Here is a 21,188-nt window from a genome sequence, read left to right as displayed (position 1 = left end):
AACAATAAATTCTGAATAGAAACTCGATTTATCCCCCTTGAAAAATGAATCTCTGGCAAATTCGCTCTTATTTTTGATGCTCGTGCAATATCCAGGCTAAAACAACAAGAGATTTTAAACTAATCGGTGTTTAACCACGCAAATCAGTATGCTTAATGCTTATTCAAGACCCAGATTACTCATTTCAATGAGGTCAATTTCATTTGGAAGTCTATGGCATCCTAAGAACCAATCTGCGCCAAGCATCAAACTAAAATTGCAATTGAGGTACTTATGATGAAGATAATGATGCCGAGCGAGGTATTTGAAGTATTTGGTTTTTATTACTAATCGCATTATAGGAGACGCTATATCGATTGCTTTCCTATAGGGTAGATGAATATAAGGGTGAACATATTCCGCAATCCAAATGTAAAAAAAGAGCGGAACGAGAATGCCCAAAGTGAAATAGCCTCCACCAGCATAACAAACAATAAGAAGCCATAAAAAGTGAGGGTAAAGATAACGTATTTTTTCGTAAATATTTCCAATTCTGAGACCATAGCTACTATGAATAATTTCTCTTTTATTATTTTCAATTAGTAACTGATTCAATTCCTTTTCCTGCTGTTTGGAATCAAACAAAGTCACGTGATTAGTTCTAAAAGTTTTATGGTGATGAACAACATGGTGTGAAAACCATGAGTTGTTTATATATTTACCAAGATATCCTAATTTGTGCCAATAGATGCGCGTACGCCTCTTAGCATGCAATAGATATTTGTGAGCAATAGACTCAAAAATTGAGAAAAATACATATCCTAATATAATACCTAGTAATACCTGACTTGAAGCAAGCATAGTATCTAATATTAAAAGTGATTATTTATAAGTATGGAGTATAGCTTTTCTAGCAATAATAATCCTTATTATTAATCCTTAAACAGGAGAAAAATCATGAAGATACTTTATAAAATAATAAACTTTATCAAGCGTATTCCAATTTTAGGAAAATTATTGATCATATTAGGAACAAAATTGCTATATCTTGCTTGGAAAATTCCATATGTAAGAATGCTAATAAATAGGCTTGCTACAAATTTTCTTGCCTCAAGTACTACACCAAGACCACGTCCATATAGCCTTTGGTCACCGGATCCAAATCCAGGAGAAGGAATTACAGACTACACATCCTGGCCAGCTTTAACAAATAAGAGATTCTCTGGGCGTCACTTACCACCCGCCGAACCGGCATATACAAACTCTTTGCCAAACGATATTCCATATGATCGCAATGCAAAGAAAAGTGGCGCAATAACCGTATTATTTGAACGTAAAGGTTCGATGATCACAGATAGATCCAGTCTCTTGTTCATGTTTTTTGCTCAGTGGTTCACTGATAGTGTTTTACGAATTGATCCTTCCGATAGACGAAAAAATACTTCAAATCATGATATTGATCTATGCCAGATCTATGGGCTAACCGAAGAAACTGGTCGATTACTTCGTACCATGAAGGATGGAAAACTAAAGAGCCAGATGATTAATAATGAAGAGTATTTAGATTATTTGTGTGAATCTGATGGAAGAGGAGGATGGAAAGTCAAGGAGTGTTATAAAAAACTATACAGCAGAGATATTGATATTGATCTTGATAAGTTTCTTGATAAGATTCTTGAAGGTTTTGACAAATCTAGACGTGAGAAGCTTTACGCTACCGGCCTTGAACGCGGTAATTCTTCTGTTGGGTATGTTGCAATAAGTACATTATTTATGCGCGAGCACAACAGAATATGCGACCAGCTAAAATTAGAAAACCCCACTTGGGATGATGAGCGACTTTTCCAAACTGCTCGCATGATTAATACTGTAATTCTTTTAAAACTAGTTATTGAGGATTACATAAATCATATTTCTGGACGCAAGCTTTTTTATCTTGATGTTGGTTTTGCAGAAAAACAAAACTGGTATCGAATTAATTGGATTACTCTTGAATTTGATTTGCTTTATCGGTGGCATGGTCTTGTACCCGATGAGATTAAGGTTAACGAAAAAAACTATCAAGCTGAGGAGTATAGAAATAATAACGCATTATTTGAGCAGGCAGGGTTGACATCAATTATAACAAGTGCATCAAAACAACCTGCTGGACGTATTGGCTTATTTAACACTCCTGATTTCCTATGGGAAGCTGAATATTTTAGTATAAAGATGTCGAGAGATTATAGGCTTCATTCATATAATGATTATCGGGAGCAATTTAGTCTTAATAGATTCAATAGTTTTAATGATTTAACAAAAGACAAAGAATTACAAGCTACATTAAGAAAACTTTATGGAGACATTGAGAAAGTAGAGTTTTTGGTCGGTTTATTTGCCGAGGACCGTGATAATAATAGTTTATTTGGAGAGCTATTAAATAGAATGGTTGCTTATGATGCCCTTACACAAATATACACAAACCCTCTTTTATCTAAAAACATTTTTAATGAAAAAACGTTTACCGCTTATGGATTAAAGTTAATTTCAGAAACTAATTCAGTGCGAGATCTAGCAAAAAGGAATATATCCTCTGACCAGGAATTAATTGTTTCATTTAGTATTTGAAAATTATTTAGAATTCAGGGAATAAAGCACTGGCAAATCGCATCAGAATTACTATGGCATGATAAACATTTGGTTTCAAGAATCGAAATATCTTTAGTATGGGAAACCGGAGGTTCATATTGGTGCAGGCAGGCAATGGAAGTGGCGCTGAATCAGCGTTAATCCTACATCTTGATTTGAAAAGAATTTATGATAGGCTGCTTTTGGATCAGCAGTAATGTAATGATTCTGGCGATAATTCATGGATAATCGATTTTAAATATTAACTAATCGCTTAAGAAAGAGAGAATATGTCAGCTTCATCAAATATAACCATTCCATTCTATACAACGCCCTATGCAGCGCCATCCTGGCTGCCTGGCGGCAACATGCAAACACTCTATCCCTATTTTTACAAACCCGACCAACTCTTTCATTACCGGCGCGAACGTTGGGAACTCGATGACGGGGACTTTGTTGATGTAGATTGGACCGATGGATCTACCGATTCACCATTGGTAGTATTTTTTCATGGCCTGGAAGGTGGATCGTCCAGCCATTATATTCTCAGTATCACCAATCGCTTAAAAAATTATAACTGGCGTAGCGTCGTTATTCATTTCCGCGGATGTTCCGGCGTGCCGAATCGACTGTCTCGCGCTTATCACGCTGGAGATTCCGCTGAGATTGACTGGATGCTGCGGCGTATCGTACATCAAACTCAGGCGGTCGATACTGCGCAGCCAGTTTATGTCATCGGAGTATCGTTAGGTGGTAATGCTTTATTGAAATGGTTGGGCGAAAAAGGGGAGCAGGCAAAAGAATTAGTAACAGGCGTTGCAACAGTATCCGTCCCATTCGATTTAGCCGCTACTGGCTCAGCATTAAATGCTGGATTTAATCAAGTCTATACCCGCCATTTTCTTAGTACGCTCAAATATAAGGCATTGGACAAACTGGAACAATTTCCCGACCTGTTTGATGCAAAAGCAATCAAAAGATGTACATCGATTTATGATTTTGACAATCTGTTCACCGCTCCCCTGCATGGTTTCCGCAATACCGACGAATACTGGGAACAATCAAGCAGCAAGCCCTGGCTCGGACGTATCAAAGTACCTACTTTAATGATCAATGCGCGCAATGATCCTTTCATGCCGGCATCGGTATTACCTACCCAGAAAGAGGTATCGCCTGCTGTCACGCTGGAATTCCCGGAAGAAGGCGGTCACGTCGGATTTATGCAAGGTGGATTCCCCGGGAATTCGAATTGGCTACCTCAAAAGATACTCAGTTTCTTTTGTTACAATTGCCGACAAAATTAACTGTTAGAAAAATCTGGCGACAAATGCATTCTCAACATTTTTGGGTAGTGGTATTTTGACGCGGTGGCCACTGCCGGGTGCAACCTGCACTGGTTGTCCCGTGACATCCACCATGCTCGATAATTCAACTACCTGGTTGCCGGTCGGATGAATGATTTCAAGTCGGTCGCCAACTTGAAAACGGTTTTTCACCAATATTTCCGCCATGCCGCTGGCCGCATCGAAGCTGGTGATATCGCCAACATACTGACTGCGGTTGGACTCGGAATGTCCGCGCAGATAGTTTTGTGTTTCATGCGTACTGTGCCGCTGATAAAAACCGCTGGTGTAACCACGATTTGCAAGACCTTCCAGTTCACCCAACAGGGTGGGATCAAACGGTTTGTTTGACACGGCATCATCAATCGCCTTGCGATAAACCTGTGCGGTGCGTGCCACGTAATACAAAGATTTGGTACGACCTTCTATTTTCAATGAATCCACGCCGATCCTGACCAAACGCTCGACATGCTCGACCGCACGCAGATCCTTGGAATTCATGATGTATGTACCGTGCTCGTCTTCCATGATCGGCATTAACTGACCCGGCCGTTCTTTCTCTTCGATCAGATATACCTGGTCAGCCGCCGGATGTCGAGTGATCGACTCACACCCGCCTGTCATCTCAGATGATTGCATCATTTCCTGATTGAAATCAAAATCGATTTTTTCTATTGCCTGAATATCGCCACTCGAATTTTCTGCAGCAGCTTTGACTTTATAATCCCATCGACATGAATTGGTGCAAGTGCCCTGGTTCGGATCGCGGTGATTGAAATATCCCGATAGCAGGCAGCGCCCGGAATAAGCGATGCACAGCGCCCCATGCACGAAAACCTCCAGCTCCATGCCGGGGCAGTAATCGCGGATTTGCGCCACTTCATCCAGCGATAATTCACGCGATAAAATGACACGCGTCAAGCCGATTTTCTGCCAGAATTTGACGCCCATATAATTGACCGTATTGGCCTGCACCGACAGATGGATCGGTACATCCGGCCATTTCTCGCGCACCATCATAATCAACCCTGGATCCGCCATAATCAGCGCATCGGGCTTCATGGCAATGACCGGTGCCATATCATCCAGATATGTCTTGACTTTGGCGTTATGCGGCATGATGTTGCTGGCAACGAAAAATTTTTTCCCCAACGCATGTGCTTCCGTAATACCTGTTTTAAGTTGCTCCAGGGCAAATTCGTTGTTTCTTGCCCGTAGCGAATAGCGTGGCTGTCCCGCATACACTGCGTCAGCGCCAAATGCATAGGCAATACGCATTTTTTCCAGGGAACCGGCAGGAAGTAAAAGTTCTGGTGATTTCAACATAAGGTAAAATAACGCTCAAGTATAAATTACAGAGTTATCGCAGTTTCGAATTGTAACATCATGCCAACTAAGCCTGCTTTTATTCATTTACGGATGCACAGCGAATATTCCATTCTGGATAGCACCATCCGCATTCCTGAGGTTATTGCAAAAGCAGTGGCGGACCAAATGCCCGCCTTGGCGTTGACAGATCTTGCCAATCTTTTCGGTCTGGTCAAATTTTATCAGAGTGCCTATAAAAATGGCATCAAGCCGATCCTCGGATGTGATGCCTGGATCACCAATGAATCCGATCGCAACAAACCGATCCGGCTTTTGCTGCTTTGCCAATCCCATGCCGGTTATTTGTTGTTATCGCGCCTGCTATCTCGCGCTTACCGTGAAAACCAATATCACGGCAGAGCTGAAATCAGAGCATCCTGGCTAAGCCCCACAGAATGGGGCACACAAGGACTCATCGCCCTGTCGGGTGCCCGCCTGGGCGATATCGGATTGGCCATTTTACAAAATAACGTGCGACAGGCCGAGGTCCTGGCGCAAAAATGGGCTGATCTGTTTCCCGATCGCTTTTATATTGAAATTCAGAAAGATGGTCATGCCGATGAGACCATGCTGGTGCAACAATCGCTGGTATTGGCTCAAAAATTCGATCTGCCGGCCGTAGCTACACAAGCCGTGCAATTTCTAAACGCCGAAGATTACAGAGCGCATGAAGCGCGTGTTTGTATCGCGGAAGGCTATATCCTGGAAGACAAGCGCCGACCGAAGAATTTCACTGAACAGCAGTATTTCAAAACACAGACCGAGATGACGCAACTGTTTGCCGATATTCCCAGCGCACTGGCAAACACGATAGAAATCGCCAAACGGTGCAATCTGGTGCTGGAACTGGGTGTAAACCGGCTGCCGCTGTTCCCCACGCCCAACAATGAAAGCCTTGATCACTACTTGCGCACCCAGGCCGAAGCCGGTCTGGAGAGGCGTATGATCAGCCTGTTTCCAGATACCGAAGTGCGCACTGGCAAAATGCCGAAATATCAGGCACGCCTTGAGTTTGAAGTGAATACTATCATCCAGATGGGATTCGCCGGGTATTTTCTGATCGTCGCTGATTTTATCAATTGGGCTAAGCACAACAATGTGCCGGTGGGCCCCGGGCGCGGCTCCGGCGCGGGCTCACTGGTGGCGTACTCATTGGGAATCACTGATCTCGATCCGTTGCGCTACGATTTACTGTTTGAGCGCTTTCTGAACCCTGAGCGTATATCGATGCCCGACTTTGATATCGACTTCTGCCAGGACCGGCGCGAATTGGTCATCGAGTACGTCAAGCAGCGCTACGGTACTGGCAAAGTTTCGCAAATCGCCACCTTCGGTACGATGGCAGCCAAGGCGGTAATCCGTGATATCGGCCGGGTAATGGATTTGCCGTACAACTTTGTCGACCAACTCGCCAAATTGGTGCCATTTGAACTCGGCATGACGTTAAAAAAAGCCCGTCAGCTCGAACCTCAACTCAACCAGCGGGCTGAAGCAGAAGAGGACGTGCGCAATTTGCTGGAGCTGGCAGAAAGCCTCGAAGGCATCACGCGCAACATTGGCATGCACGCGGGTGGTGTACTGATCGCTTCCAGCGAAATCACCGATTTCTGCCCGATCTATTGCACCGAATCAGCCGATTCGGTCGTCAGTCAACTGGATAAGGACGATGTTGAAAAAATCGGCCTGGTCAAATTTGATTTCCTTGGTTTACGCACGCTGACAATTCTGGATCGCGCTATCGACTATATCCGTCAATCGCAACAAACTTCCGAATCTTTTGCTGCTCAGCCTTTTTCATTAGAAACGCTGTCGCTTGAAGATGAAGCAACTTATGCACTGATGCGCAAGGGCAATACAGTCGGCATTTTCCAGTTTGAATCGCGTGGCATGATCGATTTATTACAGAAGGCCAAGCCGGATCGCTTTGAGGATATCGTTGCGCTGGTAGCGCTGTACCGCCCCGGCCCGATGGATCTGATCCCGGAATTTATTGACCGCAAGCATGGCAAAAAAATGATCGAATACCTTGATTCACGCTTGGAACCAATCCTGGGACCGACTTATGGCATCATGATTTATCAGGAGCAGGTCATGCAGATCGCGCAGGTCATTGGCGGCTACAGCCTTGGCAGCGCCGATTTGCTGCGTCGGGCGATGGGCAAGAAAAAAGTCGAGGAAATGGCGCAACAACGCGATATCTTCGTCACCGGCGCAGTTAATAACGGCTTGGACCAGGATAAGGCCACCGAACTGTTTGGCCTGATGGAAAAATTCGCCGGTTACGGCTTCAATAAATCACACGCTGCTGCTTATGCGCTGATCGCTTTTCAGACCGCTTACCTGAAGGCACATTACCCAGCTGAATTCATGGCAGCGTGTTTGTCCGCCGATATGGACGACACCGATAAAGTGCAGATTTTCGTTGAGGACAGCATCACCAATGGATTAAAAATTCTTCCTCCCGACATCAATCTCTCCGATTACCGCTTTATACCGGTCGATAGCAAAACCATCCGCTTCGGCCTTGGCGCGGTCAAAGGTACCGGGGAATCCGCGGTCAATTCGATCATTGCCGTGCGAGAACAGACTGGTCCCTTCACTGATTTATTTGATTTCTGTAACCGCGTCGATCGGCGCATCGCTAACCGTCGCGTGATGGAATCTCTGATCCGCGTCGGTGCATTTGATATTATTCATTCAAACCGCGCCAGCCTGCTGGCCTCTGTCGGCCTGGCGATAGAATCCGCCGAACAGATAAGCCAGGCGGCCAGTCAAGCTAATTTATTCGGTGAAATGGACGGTCAATCACACTTGCAGCAGCAACTGGTGCATGCAGAGCCCTGGCCCGAACGGGAAAAACTGCGTCAGGAAAAAATCGGCCTGGGTTATTATTTCAGCGGGCATCCTTTTGATACCTATGCACCGGAACTCAAGCGATTCATCCACACCCGGCTCGACCGATTGCATCCACAACGCGAACCACAACTGCTCGCCGGCATCATCCACTCGATCCGCGTGCAAATGACACGCCGCGGCAGAATGGGCATCATCAATCTGGATGACGGCAATGCGCGCGTGGAAATCATCGTTTTCAGCGAATTATTCGATGCCAACCGTGTATGGCTAAAAGAAGATCAACTCTTGATCGCAGAAGCAAAAATCGGCATGCGCGGCTACAACGGCAATGAAGACGATGAACTCAGAATCACCGCCGAGCAACTTTATGACCTTGCCGGAATCCGCTCGCGCTTCGCCAAACAAATCAGAATTCGCTGCAACTCATCCACCTTAGGCCAGATTCCCAGCCTCAAAACACTGCTGACACCGTTCTCCCCACAAACGCAAAAATCCTGTGAAAATTACTGCCCTGTAACGCTCGTCTATCACAATGACTTTGCCAACAGCGAGCTTGAGTTGGGAAACAACTGGCAGGTTTATCTGCATGATGATTTATTGCAATCGTTGAATGCGTATTTCAAGACCGGGAATGTTGAGATTATTTATTGAACATATTTAACGCAACGTATTTGCATTATCATGTAAATATAAACTTAATTAGAAACAATATGCCAATTCCCGATTTTCAATCTCTCATGCTGCCACTTCTTGACTCTGCAAGCGATGGAGAGATACAAACACTCAGTGATGCTCGCGAGCACTTAGCTTCCACCTTTGCCTTAACCAGCGATGAAATCGAAGAACTCTTACCCTCTGGAAAACAACGAAGATTTGACAACCGAGTAGCATGGCCAAAAGTTTACCTTGAGCAAGCAGGACTTCTTACTTCACCAGAAAGAGGTTAAGCGGATTGATACAGACTACTTTACTGAAGAATGAGATTTTTAAATGAAGGATCATAAGGTTGCTTTTCGCTAAGCACGCAATTCAGAGGAACTAAAAATGATCAAAACCTGCACGACTTGTTACGATGTTGCTGAACATCTTCGCACTTCACGAGGAGATGGCTGCCTATCTTGAGGTATATCCTGAGACAGGCAGAAGCTGTCTTTATTTGCCTGCAAATGAACGTTCCAAATAATTTACTGTTCCAATTTGTGATAAACAAATACAACTAATGAAAATGAATAGGCAGGCTTTAAAGAAAAGATCACGTACTAAACTTCTATGGCTACTCTCTACATTGCTGTTAGGATGGAGCGTCGCAGCAGGTACAGTTTCTGCCTCCTCTGTTGAAGAGATTGTAACAGCCTTGGAACTCAATCAAGACCAATTGAGAAGACTTCATAAAGGTGAAATCGTTGCCTTTGAGGTTGTTGAAGCAACAAAAAAAGAATTGGCAGTGGGTTTGAGCGTTTATGTAGCTGCGCCACCAGAGAAACTGGCTGCATTCTTTAAGCAGGGCGATTTAGCAACAGTTGATCCGGATGTCGTGACATATCAGGAAATCACTCAAAAATCCAGTTCAAACCCATTCAAGGAATTTATATTTACATCGGATCAGATTGATGAAGCCCGTGACCTGCTCTCAGTTTCGGCGGGCGATGAGTTTAATTTATCCACTGAGGAAATCAGAAGCTTTGCAGCGCTTAAAAAGAATTCAACGGATTGGCGTGAAGCCGATCTGATTGCCGCTGTATCCCGACATTATCAACAGATCTTGCTGAATCGCTTACAGGAATACCGCAAGCGCGGCTTAGCAGGAATTACTCCTTACGCTCGTGAAAGAAAAGAGACTAATCCTGCTGAGGAGCTGCATATCGCAGCTCAGAACAGCAAATTGCTGGCTCAATTTTCTCCAGTTTTGCAGAAATTCTGGTTAGATTACCCGGCCCCTTTGCCACCCGGCACCGAGGAGCGGTTTTTCTGGCTTAACCGGAGAGTGGATGACCGTCCAACAGCGATTCTAAGCCACCGCATCCTGCATTCTTCCGATACGGCTACAGTCATTATTACTCGCCAGTTCTTTGTTGGACATTCTTACAATTCCAGCCACCTGATCGTCGGCTGCTTGCCCTACCGAGATGGCTCCATCGTCATTTACACACATCGAACATCTACTGATCAGGTTGCCGGACTGGGTAAAAAATTAAAACACAACATAGGTCGTGAACAGATGAAGAAGCAAATGATGATCAATCTGAACGGCCTACGCTCAGCGGTTCAATCTTCTAATTTGAAAAAATAAGTTGGCATAGATTCACCGCGGCAATTCAATAATCTTCAAGCTTCAAACAGTGGACTCATTGGATACTCCAGCGCTTCCTTCATTGCTACAAGTGATAGCACCGCCTCTCGGCCATCAATGATTCGATGATCATACGACAAAGCCAAATAATTCATCGGACGGATCACGATTTGTCCGTTTTCGACCACCGGCCGTTCTTTGGTTGCATGGATGCCCAGAATGGCGCTTTGCGGCGGATTAATAATGGGAGTAGACAGCATGGAGCCGAATACGCCGCCATTGGTGATAGAAAAGGTGCCACCACTCAATTCTTCAATGGTCAGTTTGCCATCTTGCGCACGCTTGGCAAAGTCAGCGATCTGCATTTCAATCTCGGCCATCGATAAACGGTCTGCATCGCGGATAATCGGCACTACCAATCCGCGTGGACTGCCGATTGCAATACCAATGTCGTAGTAATCATGATAAACAATGTCGTTACCCTCCACGGAAGCATTGATGATTGGGTACTTCTTTAAAGCGGCAATCACTGCTTTGACAAAAAAAGACATGAATCCCAGCTTCACACCATATTCCTTCTCAAATTCGGCTTTGTAGCGCGTGCGCAGGTCAATAACCGCTTGCATATTGACTTCATTGAATGTCGTCAGAATTGCCGCGGTGGATTGCGACTGCACCAGACGCTCAGCAATGCGCTGCCGCAGCCGAGACATGGCAACCCTGCGATCAACACGATCGCCTGTTGTTGGCGTGACATCCGGGCCAGGCTTGATCTTATCCTTCCCGGCTTTAGCGGCAATATACGCCTGCACATCCTCTTTAGTGATGCGCCCGCCAAGCCCTGTGCCTTTGATTGCAGAAGTTTCCATCGCCTTCAGGTTGTTTTCTTCCGCCAGCTTACGCGCGGCAGGCATCAGCATCGGTATCGCTGTGTCGACTTCTTCAGTGTGGGTCTTATCGGCGCTTTTGATGGCAGGCGCCTCAGCCTGTTTATCAGCAGTGGGTTTTGATTCGGGTTGATCATCCGGCTTAGCAGCTGCTTCCGTCTCAATGGTGGCGATGACTTCACCACTGGCAACGGTTGCTCCATCCTTTTTCAAAATTTCGGTCAATACACCGGCACTCGGCGCAGGTAGTTCAAGCACCACCTTGTCGGTTTCGATATCGATCAGATTCTCCGACCGATTAACATAATCTCCTTTTTTTTTATGCCAGGATACTAAAGTAGCTTCCGCTACTGATTCAGATAGCATAGGTACTTTGACTTCAATTCGCATGATAGGCGCCCTCTTTCAAATTTTATCTCTGAATGCTGCCACGATTAACTCATTCTGCGTAAACCGATGCCTAGCAGTATAACCCACTGCCGGGGAGGCTGAAGAGGCCCGCAGTGCATATCCCAACACCTGATCAGGTTTCATATGACGAAGCAAATAGTGTTGAATGCGATGCCACGCTCCCTGGTTACCCGGCTCTTCCTGACACCAGATCACCTCCTTGACATGATTGAAGCGATCGATTTCAGCTTGAAACTCCTCATGAGGAAACGGATAAAGCTGTTCCAGGCGAATGATCGCCATGTCGCTGATCTGATGTTCTTTTCGATAAGCCATCAGCTCATAATAAACCTTTCCGCTACAGGCAATGATTCGTTTCACTTTTTCAGGATCCAGATGCTCCACTTCGGAAATAACCGGATAAAAATGACCCTGTGCCAAATCTTCCAGGCTCGACACGGATTCTTTATGCCGTAGCAGGCTTTTGGGACTCATAATGATCAGCGGCTTGCGCAATGGGCGGATCATTTGCCTGCGCAGCATATGAAACATCTGCGCCGGTGTGGAAGGCACGCAGACCTGGATATTGTAATCCGCACATAACTGTAAAAAACGTTCCAGTCGCGCCGAAGAGTGCTCCGGGCCCTGCCCCTCATAACCGTGCGGCAACATCATTGCTAGCCCGCACAAACGCCCCCATTTGGCTTCACCAGACGCAATGAACTGGTCAATTACCACTTGGGCACCATTGGCAAAATCGCCAAATTGCGCTTCCCAGATCACCAGTTCATTCGGTTGCGTGGTTGCATAACCATACTCAAAGCCCAATACTGCTTCTTCCGATAACATCGAGTCAATGACGACAAAGTCGGGTTGTTCGGGATAAATATGACGCAACGGCACATAAATACGCTCACTCTGATCCGCTGCCACTTGGTCGTGTAATACGGCATGCCGATGAAAAAAAGTGCCACGCCCTGAATCCTGGCCTGACAATCTCACCGGATAACCATCTTTCAGTAAAGTAGCATAAGCCAGGCTCTCCGCCATACCCCAATCCAACGGTAACTCTCCATTTCCCATCAAGCGCCGGTCTGCAATGATCTTTTCTACTCTTGGATGCAGTCTGAAGCCTTCGGGAATGTCGATCAATCGTTCGGCAAGCTGTTTCAGGGTTTGAATTGAAACACCTGTCTTAACTTTCTTATTCCATTTGAATGGCTTAAAGAAAGGCTCCCAATTGATGGTATAGGGAGATTTGCAGTCATAGCAAACGTTCTTGTTGGAATTGACGCCCTCATCCATGGCGTCACGATATGCTTGCACCAGATCATCTGCATCTTTCGATTGAATCACACCTTCGGTCACGAGTTTATCAGCGTAGTTTTTTCGATTACCCGGATGCTGACTGATGATCTGATACATCTTGGGTTGCGTCACCATCGGCTCGTCCTGCTCATTGTGACCAAGGCGGCGAAAACAAACCAGATCAATAACGATATCTTTATGAAACCGCATGCGAAAATCAAACGCCAGTTCAGCCACCATCATGACTGCTTCCGGATCATCGCCGTTGACATGAAAAATAGGCGCTTCGATCATTTTGGCAACATCAGTGCAATATAAGGTAGAGCGACTGTCGCGCGGATCTGAAGTAGTGAATCCGATCTGATTGTTGATGATGATATGTATCGTGCCGCCGGTGCTATAGCCGCGGGTCTGCGACAAGTTGAGTGTTTCCATCACAACGCCCTGCCCGGAAAAAGCTGCGTCACCGTGTATCAATACCGGTATCACTCGATCGCCCTGCTTATCGTTTAAAAGATGCTGCCGAGCCCGCACGGAACCCTCGACCACTGGATCCACAATTTCCAGATGGGAAGGATTAAAAGCCAGCGCTAACCGAACAATGCCATCCGGTGTTTTTATCGCCGAAGAAAAACCTTGGTGGTACTTAACATCACCTGATGGTAAGTTCTGCAGTTGTTTTTCCTCAAACTCACGAAAAAGATCAGCCGGCATTTTCCCCAGCGTATTCACCAGAACATTCAGTCTGGCACGATGCGCCATGCCCATCACAATCTGATGAACACGCGCTTTGCCGGCTTTATGGATCAAGCAATCGAGCAATGGGATAAGACTCTCGTTACCCTCCCCGGAAAAGCGCTTCTGTCCGACATAACGAGCATGAAGATATTTCTCGAGTCCCTCCGCCGCAGTAAGTCGCTCAAGAATATGGCGTTTATAATCATCGGAATAATCGGGGTGGGATCGCTGGCCTTCCAGCCGTGCCTGTATCCAGCGCTTCTGTTCAACTGAAGAGATATACATATACTCAGCACCGACAGAGCCACAGTAGGTTTCGCGCAGAATCTGCAGAATTTCGCGAAGCCTGGCGCGCTCAGGACCAACTAAAGAGCCGGTATTAAATACCTTATCCATGTCCGCTTCAGTAAATCCGAAGTGAGCAGGACTCAGTTCAGGCACATCAGGCTGTGGATTGAGTCCAAGGGGATCCAGCTTGGCTTGATTTAAACCCAGATACCGATACATGTTGATGAGCTGCAGTACAGCCACCTGCTTGCGGGCATCAGTATCTGCAATAACTACATCGGGTAACGCTGTCTGAATTTCAATACCGGAAGTCCTTGCGGCCGCCACCACAGGCGTATTGTCGGGGATTGGGAGCTGTCTGGTTACAGCCGTATCCGACTGCTTAGTCAGCTGATCAAAGTATTCCCGCCAAGCTAATGCAACGGCATGCGGATTATGCAGATATTCTTCATAGACTGCTTCAATAAACGAAGCATTTGCACCGGATAACAGAGAATCATCAAACAACTGCTTGTTCATAATGGCAGCCTTAAATAGAAGCTATTTTCTTGAATACGAACTAGGAACATCCCGCATAGTGGTACCGGTATACAGTTGACGTGGGCGCCCGATCTTGTAAGCTGGATCAGAAACCATTTCATTCCACTGTGCAACCCATCCCACGGTTCTTGCCATTGCAAAAATAGCGGTAAACATGCTGGTAGGTATCCCTAGCGCACGCTGCACAATACCGGAATAGAAGTCAACATTCGGGTAGAGTTTGCGGGAAATGAAATAGTCATCTTCCAGCGCGATCTTCTCGAGTTGCAAGGCCAGTTTAAATAAGCGGTCATTTTGCAGGCCCAGTTCATTTAAAACCTCATGGCAAGTTTCTCGCATCAGCTTTGCCCGGGGATCGAAATTCTTGTAGACCCGGTGGCCAAAACCCATTAATCGATAGTTATCATTTTTATCTTTGGCACGTTTTATATATTCATCAATGCGTGAAACATCGCCAATTTCTTCCAGCATATGCAGACAGGCTTCATTGGCACCACCGTGCGCAGGTCCCCATAAACAGGAGATGCCTGCAGAAATACAGGCAAAAGGATTGGCACCGCTGGAGCCAGCCAAGCGGACTGTTGAAGTGGAAGCGTTCTGTTCATGGTCCGCATGCAAAATTAAAATCCGATCCAGTGCCCGGACAATCACTGGATTCGCTTCGTATTCTTCGGTAGGTACCGCAAACATCATATGCAGAAAATTCTCTGCATAACTCAAGCGATTCTGCGGATAGATAAACGGTTGACCAATATTGTATTTATAAGCCATCGCCGTAATCGTAGGTAATTTTGCGATGAGCCGGAATGCAGATTGCTCTCGATGCGACGGATCTGAAATATTCAACGCTTCATGATAAAACGCAGATAATGCACCGACCACACCCACCATGACTGCCATGGGATGCGCATCTCGCCTGAATCCGCTATAAAACCTGACCAATTGTTCGTGCAGCATCGAATGATTTTTAATCGCACGATCAAATTCTGATTTCTGCTCCTGGGTAGGTAACTCACCATTCAGCAGCAGATAACAGACATCGATAAAATCACACTGTGTCGCAAGCTGCTCGATCGGGTAGCCACGGTATAACAAAATACCCTTGTCACCATCAATAAAGGTGATGTTAGAGCTGTTGCTGGCTGTGGACAGATATCCGGGATCAAAAGTAAACATCCCGCTTTTTGCATGCAGTGTGCGAATATCAACCACATCAGGTCCCATCGTTCCAGATAAAACGGGCAATTCGATGGGTTCGCTGCCATTGTTAAGATTTAAAGTTGCCACGCCCTTTTGTGCCATTTTACTTCTCCACTTGTTGCGTACAATTAACTATATGATATGCACGATTAAAAGGTTCAGAACCGCAATATACACCTGAAATCTAGCTTTTTTGCAGTAATTCCAATACCTGCCGCAAGTTATCATTTGTAGTGACTTGTTTGCTCGTAATCAAATCCCACAAATCATTGTCCGGTAAGGCGAGCAGCTGTTCAAATTGCTCCAATCCCTGCTCATCCAACTGCATGTAATACCGATCCATAAAACGCAGCAAAACGATATCCAACTCAAGCAAACCACGCCGGCATCGCCAGCGTGCACGCTCGAATTCCTTCATACCATTCTTTTAACCATCATATCCTTGATCTTGCCGATTGCCTCGGTCGGATTTAATCCTTTAGGACAAACATCGACACAATTCATGATGGAATGGCAGCGAAACAGTCGATAGGGGTCCTCCAGATTATCCAGTCTCTCAGCAGTCGCTTGATCCCGACTATCGGCCAGGAAGCGATAGGCCTGCAGCAATCCTGCAGGCCCTACAAATTTATCTGGATTCCACCAGAAAGAAGGACAAGCCGTTGAACAACAAGCACATAAAATGCATTCATAAAACCCATCTAAAGCTGCTCTCTCTTCAGGGGATTGTAACCGCTCTGTTTCAGGAGGTGGATCATTATTGATGAGATAGGGTTTGACGGAATGGTACTGCTGAAAGAATTGCGTCATATCAACAATCAAATCTCGAATAACCGGCAAACCAGGCAATGGACGTATTTCTACCGGCTCTTTTAAGCTACTGACCGGTGTAATACATGCCAGCCCATTACGGCCATTAATATTCATTGCATCTGAACCGCATACCCCTTCACGGCAGGAACGACGCAGACTCAGACTATCATCGGTCGTTTTAATGCGTAGCAGCGCATCCAGCAACATTTTGTCAGTAGTCGCCAACTGCACATCGTAATCGCGCATATAAGGTTTTTCATCTTTATCGGGATCGTAGCGGTAAATAGAAAATTTCATTACTGGCTCCGGATGATTTGAATACGGTTCAAACTGTAGCGCCATAATCCAACAGCGCACCAAGTATATACCGACTTACTTGTTACTGAATTAGTATATCTGGAAACACTGCAAAAAATATACTAAATGAATAGGCTATACAGATGCATTACATTGTTCATCAATATAGGCCTTGATGGCTTGCACATCAGCGTCCTTAACCACATAACGTTGCGGCAGATCCTCCAAATTCTCAAAACCAGCCGGACGCTTGGGTTCTTGACCAATGGCTTCGATGATACTTTCAGCGAATTTTGCTGCTTGTGCCGTTTCTAGGCAAATCAATGGAATATCCGCTTCACGATGCGCTTGTCCAACTTTTAAGCCATCCGCAGTATGCGTATCCACTAACACATGATATTTCTGATAAATTTCACGAATCGTTGCAATGCGTGCAGCATGATTACTATTGCCTGATACAAAACCATAGTCTTTTATTTTTTCAAAAAATGGTGTAGCTGACAGATCAAATGCCTTACCATTATCTACTTCTGCCCATAATTCAGCAACTTGATTCGCATTTCTGCTCGTCAGATCAGAAATAAAGCGCTCGAAGTTAGAGGCTTTGGAAATATCCATCGACGGGCTGCTGGTATGCTTTGTTTCTGTTGTTGTGCGTGGCCGGTAAATGCCGGTTTTGAAGAACTCGTCCAAGACGTCATTTTCATTGGTTGCCAGAATCAGATGCTTAATCGGCAATCCCATCATGCGTGCCACATGACCCGCACAGATATTACCAAAATTTCCGGATGGCACGGCAAATGACACTTGCTCATCGTTATTTTTAGTTGCAGCAAAATAACCCTTAAAGTAATAAACCACCTGCGCCACAATCCGCGCCCAATTGATCGAATTGACGGTGCCGATCCGATGCGCTTGTTTGAAGGCACGATCATTACTGACTGCCTTCACGATATCCTGGCAATCATCGAATACCCCGCGAATCGCAATATTAAAAATATTTTTATCCTGCAATGAGAACATCTGCGCCGTCTGGAAGCGACTCATTTTTCCCAGCGGAGAAAGCATGAACACACGGATCCCACGCTTGCCGCGCATGGCGTATTCCGCGCTGGAACCGGTATCACCCGATGTCGCACCGAGTATGTTTAATTCATTGCCTATTTTCTCAAGCTGATATTGGAAAAGATTACCCAGTAACTGCATGGCAATATCCTTGAACGCCAATGTTGGCCCGTTGGATAACCCCAGGATATGCAGGCCGGGTTCCAGGGTTTTCAGCGGTGTGATATCGGTGTTGCCGAATATTTCAGAGGTATAGGTTCGGTCGATGATTCTGCGTAAATCTTCTGCGGGGATATCATCGACAAAACGAGAAAGTATTTCAAAGGCAAGCGACTGATAGTTCAATCCGCGCCACGCATCTAATTCTGCTGCAGTGATTTGCGGATAGGTTTCCGGTATCGCCAGCCCGCCGTCAGGAGATAAACCACTCAACAGTATTTCAGAAAAAGATTTGGGTGGCATCCCGCCACGGGTTGAAATATAACGCATGTTTAACTTTAATGATCAAATAGCGGTCATTGATTGTATGCAATCAATATCCGCGAGAAATTGGCAGCACTGCCCTAATTATTCAATTCTTCAATACGAATCCGGATCACCTTATCGGTGACCACCGGCAACGATTCAATGCGGACAATGGCCGCGTTGATATTTTTCTCCACGGTCAGGTGCGTAAGCATAATGATGCTGACCCTGTCTGAATCATGAGCTTCCTTTTGAATCATAGCGCTGATGGAAATATTATAATCTGCCACGATACGGGTAATCTCAGCCATCACGCCAGGTTTATCAATCACCTGCATTCTCAGGTAATACGAAGTTTCTACCTCTTCCATCGGTATGACCGGCGTATCTGACAATAAATCCGGTTGAAATGACAGGGCCGGAACACGATGCATCGGATCGGCGGTTTGCAGTCGCGTGACATCCACCAGATCAGCAATCACTGAACTGGCAGTCGGCTCAGCGCCTGCCCCGGCACCATAGTAGAGCGTTGCGCCGACCGCATCACCTTTGACCACTACGGCATTCATCACACCCTCGACATTGGCAATTAAACGTCGCACCGGAATTAAGGTGGGATGCACACGCAGTTCGATACCCTTTTCCACTCGCTTGGTAATCCCCAGCAGCTTGATGCGATAACCGAGTTCTTCAGCATAACGAATGTCTTCACCGGTCAGTTTGGTAATGCCTTCGGTATATACTTTACTGAATTGTACCGGTATGCCAAATGCAATTGCTGCCATCAAAGTGATTTTATGGGCAGCATCGATACCTTCAACGTCATAGGTAGGATCAGCTTCGGCATAACCCAGCTTTTGCGCCTGCTCAAGAACTTGAGTGAAGGATAGCCCCTTCTCGCGCATCTCAGAAAGAATAAAATTCGCGGTGCCATTGATGATGCCGGCAATCCAGATGATGCGGTTGGCAGTTAACCCTTCGCGTAGCGCTTTGATAATCGGTACGCCGCCTGCTACAGCAGCTTCAAAAGCGACGATCACACCCTTCGCACGCGCTGCGGCAAATATTTCGGTGCCGTGATTGGCCAACAGCGCCTTATTGGCAGTTACGACATGCTTGCCTTGCGCAATCGCCTCCAGTATCAGGTCCTTGGCAATCGTTTGCCCGCCAATAAGCTCAACCACAATATCGATATCGGGGTGCGTGGTGATTTCATGCGCATTATCGGTGACAATGACACCTTGATCTGCCAGTTTGCGCGCTTTGGCCAGGTCCTTATCGGCGATCATTTTGACGGCAATTGCGCGCCCTGCGCGACGAGTTATTTCTTCCTGATTGCGTTTGAGAACCGTATACGTGCCACCGCCAACAGTACCAGCGCCTAGTATGCCAATATGAATGGGTTTCATAAAATTCAAAAGTTAAAAAACGGATTGTATCGCCTGCCGGATTATATGAGCCGGAAGGCAAGAAATAAATAGTAAAACATGCTTTGATTATGTCTTATGGCGTTTCCGATAGCGCTGCAAAAAATTCGCGATACGCCCTATGGCTTCCGTCAGATCATCGGCATTGGGTAAAAACACCACACGGAAGTGATCGGGGTGCTGCCAGTTAAAACCGGTGCCCTGCACCAACAGAACCTTTTCTTCCAGCAACAGGTCCAGCACAAATTGCTGATCGTCCTCAATCGGATAAATTTCAGGATCCAGACGTGGAAACAAATACAGGGCGGCCTGTGGCTTAAAACAGCTCACGCCTGGAATATCCGTCAATAAATTCCATGCCGTGTCGCGCTGACGCATCAGTCGACCGGTTGGCAGTGTCAGATCATAAATACTTTGATAACCGCCCAGCGCCGTCTGAATGCCAAATTGCGACGGCACATTGGCGCATAACCGCATGGAAGCAAGCATATTCAACCCGGCAATGTAATCACGCGCATGGTTCTTTTCTCCGGAAACCACGGCCCAGCCGGAGCGAAAACCAGCCGCACGGTAGTTTTTCGACAAGCCATTGAAGGTCACAAACAACACATCATCGGCCAATGAAGCGATCGACGTATGTACTGCCTGTTCGTACAAAATCTTGTCATAAATCTCATCCGCATAAATAATCAATTGACGCTGGCGCGCAATTTCGATGATCTCCAGCAGCAATTCCTTGGGATACAACGCACCGGTAGGGTTATTCGGATTAATGATGACGATGGCGCGTGTTCTGGGTGTAATTTTGGCGCGAATATCATCCAGATCGGGTAGCCATCCCGAGGCTTCGTCACACAGATAATGCTTTGCCACGCCCCCGGAAAGCACAACCGCAGCCGTCCATAACGGATAATCCGGCATCGGAATCAAGACTTCATCGCCATTATCCAGTAGCGCCTGCATTGTTAAAACTACCAACTCGGATACACCATTTCCAATAAAGATATCATCCAGTTGTACATTCTTGATCTGTTTTTCCTGCGTGTAATGCATAATCGCCTTGCGCGCGGCAAACAGGCCTTTGGAATCGCAATAGCCTGAAGCATCCGATAAATTGCGAATGACATCCTGCAAGATTTCCTCCGGCACATCAAAACCAAACGTCGCCGGATTGCCAATGTTGAGCTTGATAATGTGATGGCCTTCTTCTTCCATTTGCTTTGCGCGCTCCATGACCGGACCACGAATGTCATAACACACATTGGCGAGCTTGCTGGATTTTAAAATTGGACGCATGATCAGAGAGCTATAGGAAATTGCAATATGC

Annotated in this window: 15 protein-coding genes; 5 read left to right on the top strand and 10 right to left on the bottom strand. The window is 46.0% G+C overall.

The genetic code is table 11. The features are described 5' to 3' along the window. Positions 1 to 159 precede the first annotated feature (159 nt). Positions 160 to 840 carry a hypothetical protein gene (locus BM021_RS04400; RefSeq protein WP_090719271.1) on the bottom strand — a complete coding sequence of 227 codons (681 nt, stop codon included), beginning with the start codon at positions 838 to 840 and terminating at the stop codon, positions 160 to 162. A gap of 96 nt (positions 841 to 936) precedes the next feature. Here BM021_RS04400 and BM021_RS04395 point away from each other — a divergent pair, with 96 nt between their 5' ends. Both BM021_RS04395 and BM021_RS04390 read left to right on the top strand, forming a co-directional pair. Beyond that, complete coding sequence (locus BM021_RS04395; protein ID WP_090719269.1) at positions 937 to 2,586, top strand: peroxidase family protein; 1,650 nt, start codon at positions 937 to 939, stop codon at positions 2,584 to 2,586. A 290-nt stretch (positions 2,587 to 2,876) separates the two neighbouring features. Next, the gene (locus tag BM021_RS04390) at positions 2,877 to 3,890 is read left to right on the top strand and encodes a YheT family hydrolase (RefSeq protein ID WP_090719267.1); all 1,014 of its coding nucleotides are present in this window, start codon (positions 2,877 to 2,879) and stop codon (positions 3,888 to 3,890) included. Positions 3,891 to 3,893: 3 nt separating this feature from the next. On the opposite strand, the gene yegQ is transcribed toward BM021_RS04390, so the two are convergent. Further along, positions 3,894 to 5,255 (bottom strand): prephenate-dependent tRNA uridine(34) hydroxylase TrhP, encoded by a 1,362-nt coding sequence (gene yegQ / locus BM021_RS04385; protein WP_090719265.1) that lies wholly within the window; start codon positions 5,253 to 5,255, stop codon positions 3,894 to 3,896. Positions 5,256 to 5,315: 60 nt separating this feature from the next. Between yegQ and dnaE the strand changes: the two genes are divergently transcribed. The 3 genes from dnaE (at position 5,316) to BM021_RS04370 (ending at position 10,443) form a co-directional block, all read left to right on the top strand. Further along, positions 5,316 to 8,804, top strand: coding sequence for a DNA polymerase III subunit alpha (gene dnaE, locus BM021_RS04380; RefSeq protein ID WP_090719263.1), 3,489 nt, complete (start codon positions 5,316 to 5,318; stop codon positions 8,802 to 8,804). Beyond that, positions 8,801 to 9,100, top strand: coding sequence for a winged helix-turn-helix domain-containing protein (locus BM021_RS04375; protein ID WP_218147810.1), 300 nt, complete (start codon positions 8,801 to 8,803; stop codon positions 9,098 to 9,100). The genes dnaE and BM021_RS04375 overlap by 4 nt, the downstream gene beginning before the upstream one ends. Before the next feature lie 272 nt (positions 9,101 to 9,372). Further along, a complete protein-coding gene (locus BM021_RS04370; protein WP_143074290.1) occupies positions 9,373 to 10,443 on the top strand; it encodes a hypothetical protein in 1,071 nt (356 codons plus the stop codon). 35 nt (positions 10,444 to 10,478) lie between these two features. Here BM021_RS04370 and odhB read toward each other — a convergent pair whose 3' ends face one another. From odhB to BM021_RS04330, 8 genes are all read right to left on the bottom strand, one after another. Then, positions 10,479 to 11,720, bottom strand: coding sequence for a 2-oxoglutarate dehydrogenase complex dihydrolipoyllysine-residue succinyltransferase (odhB, locus tag BM021_RS04365; protein WP_177186295.1), 1,242 nt, complete (start codon positions 11,718 to 11,720; stop codon positions 10,479 to 10,481). Between the two features lie 15 nt (positions 11,721 to 11,735). Continuing rightward, on the bottom strand, positions 11,736 to 14,573 hold the full coding sequence (locus BM021_RS04360; protein WP_090719258.1) for a 2-oxoglutarate dehydrogenase E1 component: 2,838 nt from the start codon (positions 14,571 to 14,573) through the stop codon (positions 11,736 to 11,738). 21 nt (positions 14,574 to 14,594) lie between these two features. Then, positions 14,595 to 15,896, bottom strand: a complete 1,302-nt coding sequence (gltA, locus tag BM021_RS04355) for a citrate synthase (RefSeq protein WP_090719256.1) — start codon at positions 15,894 to 15,896, stop codon at positions 14,595 to 14,597. An 82-nt stretch (positions 15,897 to 15,978) separates the two neighbouring features. After that, positions 15,979 to 16,212 carry an FAD assembly factor SdhE gene (locus BM021_RS04350; RefSeq protein WP_090719254.1) on the bottom strand — a complete coding sequence of 78 codons (234 nt, stop codon included), beginning with the start codon at positions 16,210 to 16,212 and terminating at the stop codon, positions 15,979 to 15,981. Further along, positions 16,209 to 16,904: a succinate dehydrogenase iron-sulfur subunit gene (locus BM021_RS04345; RefSeq protein ID WP_090719253.1), complete on the bottom strand. Its 696-nt coding sequence runs from the start codon at positions 16,902 to 16,904 to the stop codon at positions 16,209 to 16,211. Before BM021_RS04345 ends, BM021_RS04350 begins: the two co-directional genes overlap by 4 nt. A 135-nt stretch (positions 16,905 to 17,039) precedes the next feature. Next, positions 17,040 to 18,458: a threonine synthase gene (gene thrC / locus BM021_RS04340; protein WP_090719251.1), complete on the bottom strand. Its 1,419-nt coding sequence runs from the start codon at positions 18,456 to 18,458 to the stop codon at positions 17,040 to 17,042. 74 nt (positions 18,459 to 18,532) lie between these two features. Then, positions 18,533 to 19,843: a homoserine dehydrogenase gene (locus BM021_RS04335; RefSeq protein WP_090719249.1), complete on the bottom strand. Its 1,311-nt coding sequence runs from the start codon at positions 19,841 to 19,843 to the stop codon at positions 18,533 to 18,535. A gap of 87 nt (positions 19,844 to 19,930) precedes the next feature. Further along, positions 19,931 to 21,157, bottom strand: a complete 1,227-nt coding sequence (locus BM021_RS04330; RefSeq protein ID WP_090719247.1) for a pyridoxal phosphate-dependent aminotransferase — start codon at positions 21,155 to 21,157, stop codon at positions 19,931 to 19,933. Between the last annotated feature and the right edge of the window lie 31 nt (positions 21,158 to 21,188).

This window comes from Nitrosomonas sp. Nm166, assembly GCF_900112825.1.
Lineage (GTDB): Bacteria > Pseudomonadota > Gammaproteobacteria > Burkholderiales > Nitrosomonadaceae > Nitrosomonas.
Note: the sequence above shows the minus strand (reverse complement) of the source record. Positions and strands in the feature narration are given on the sequence as shown.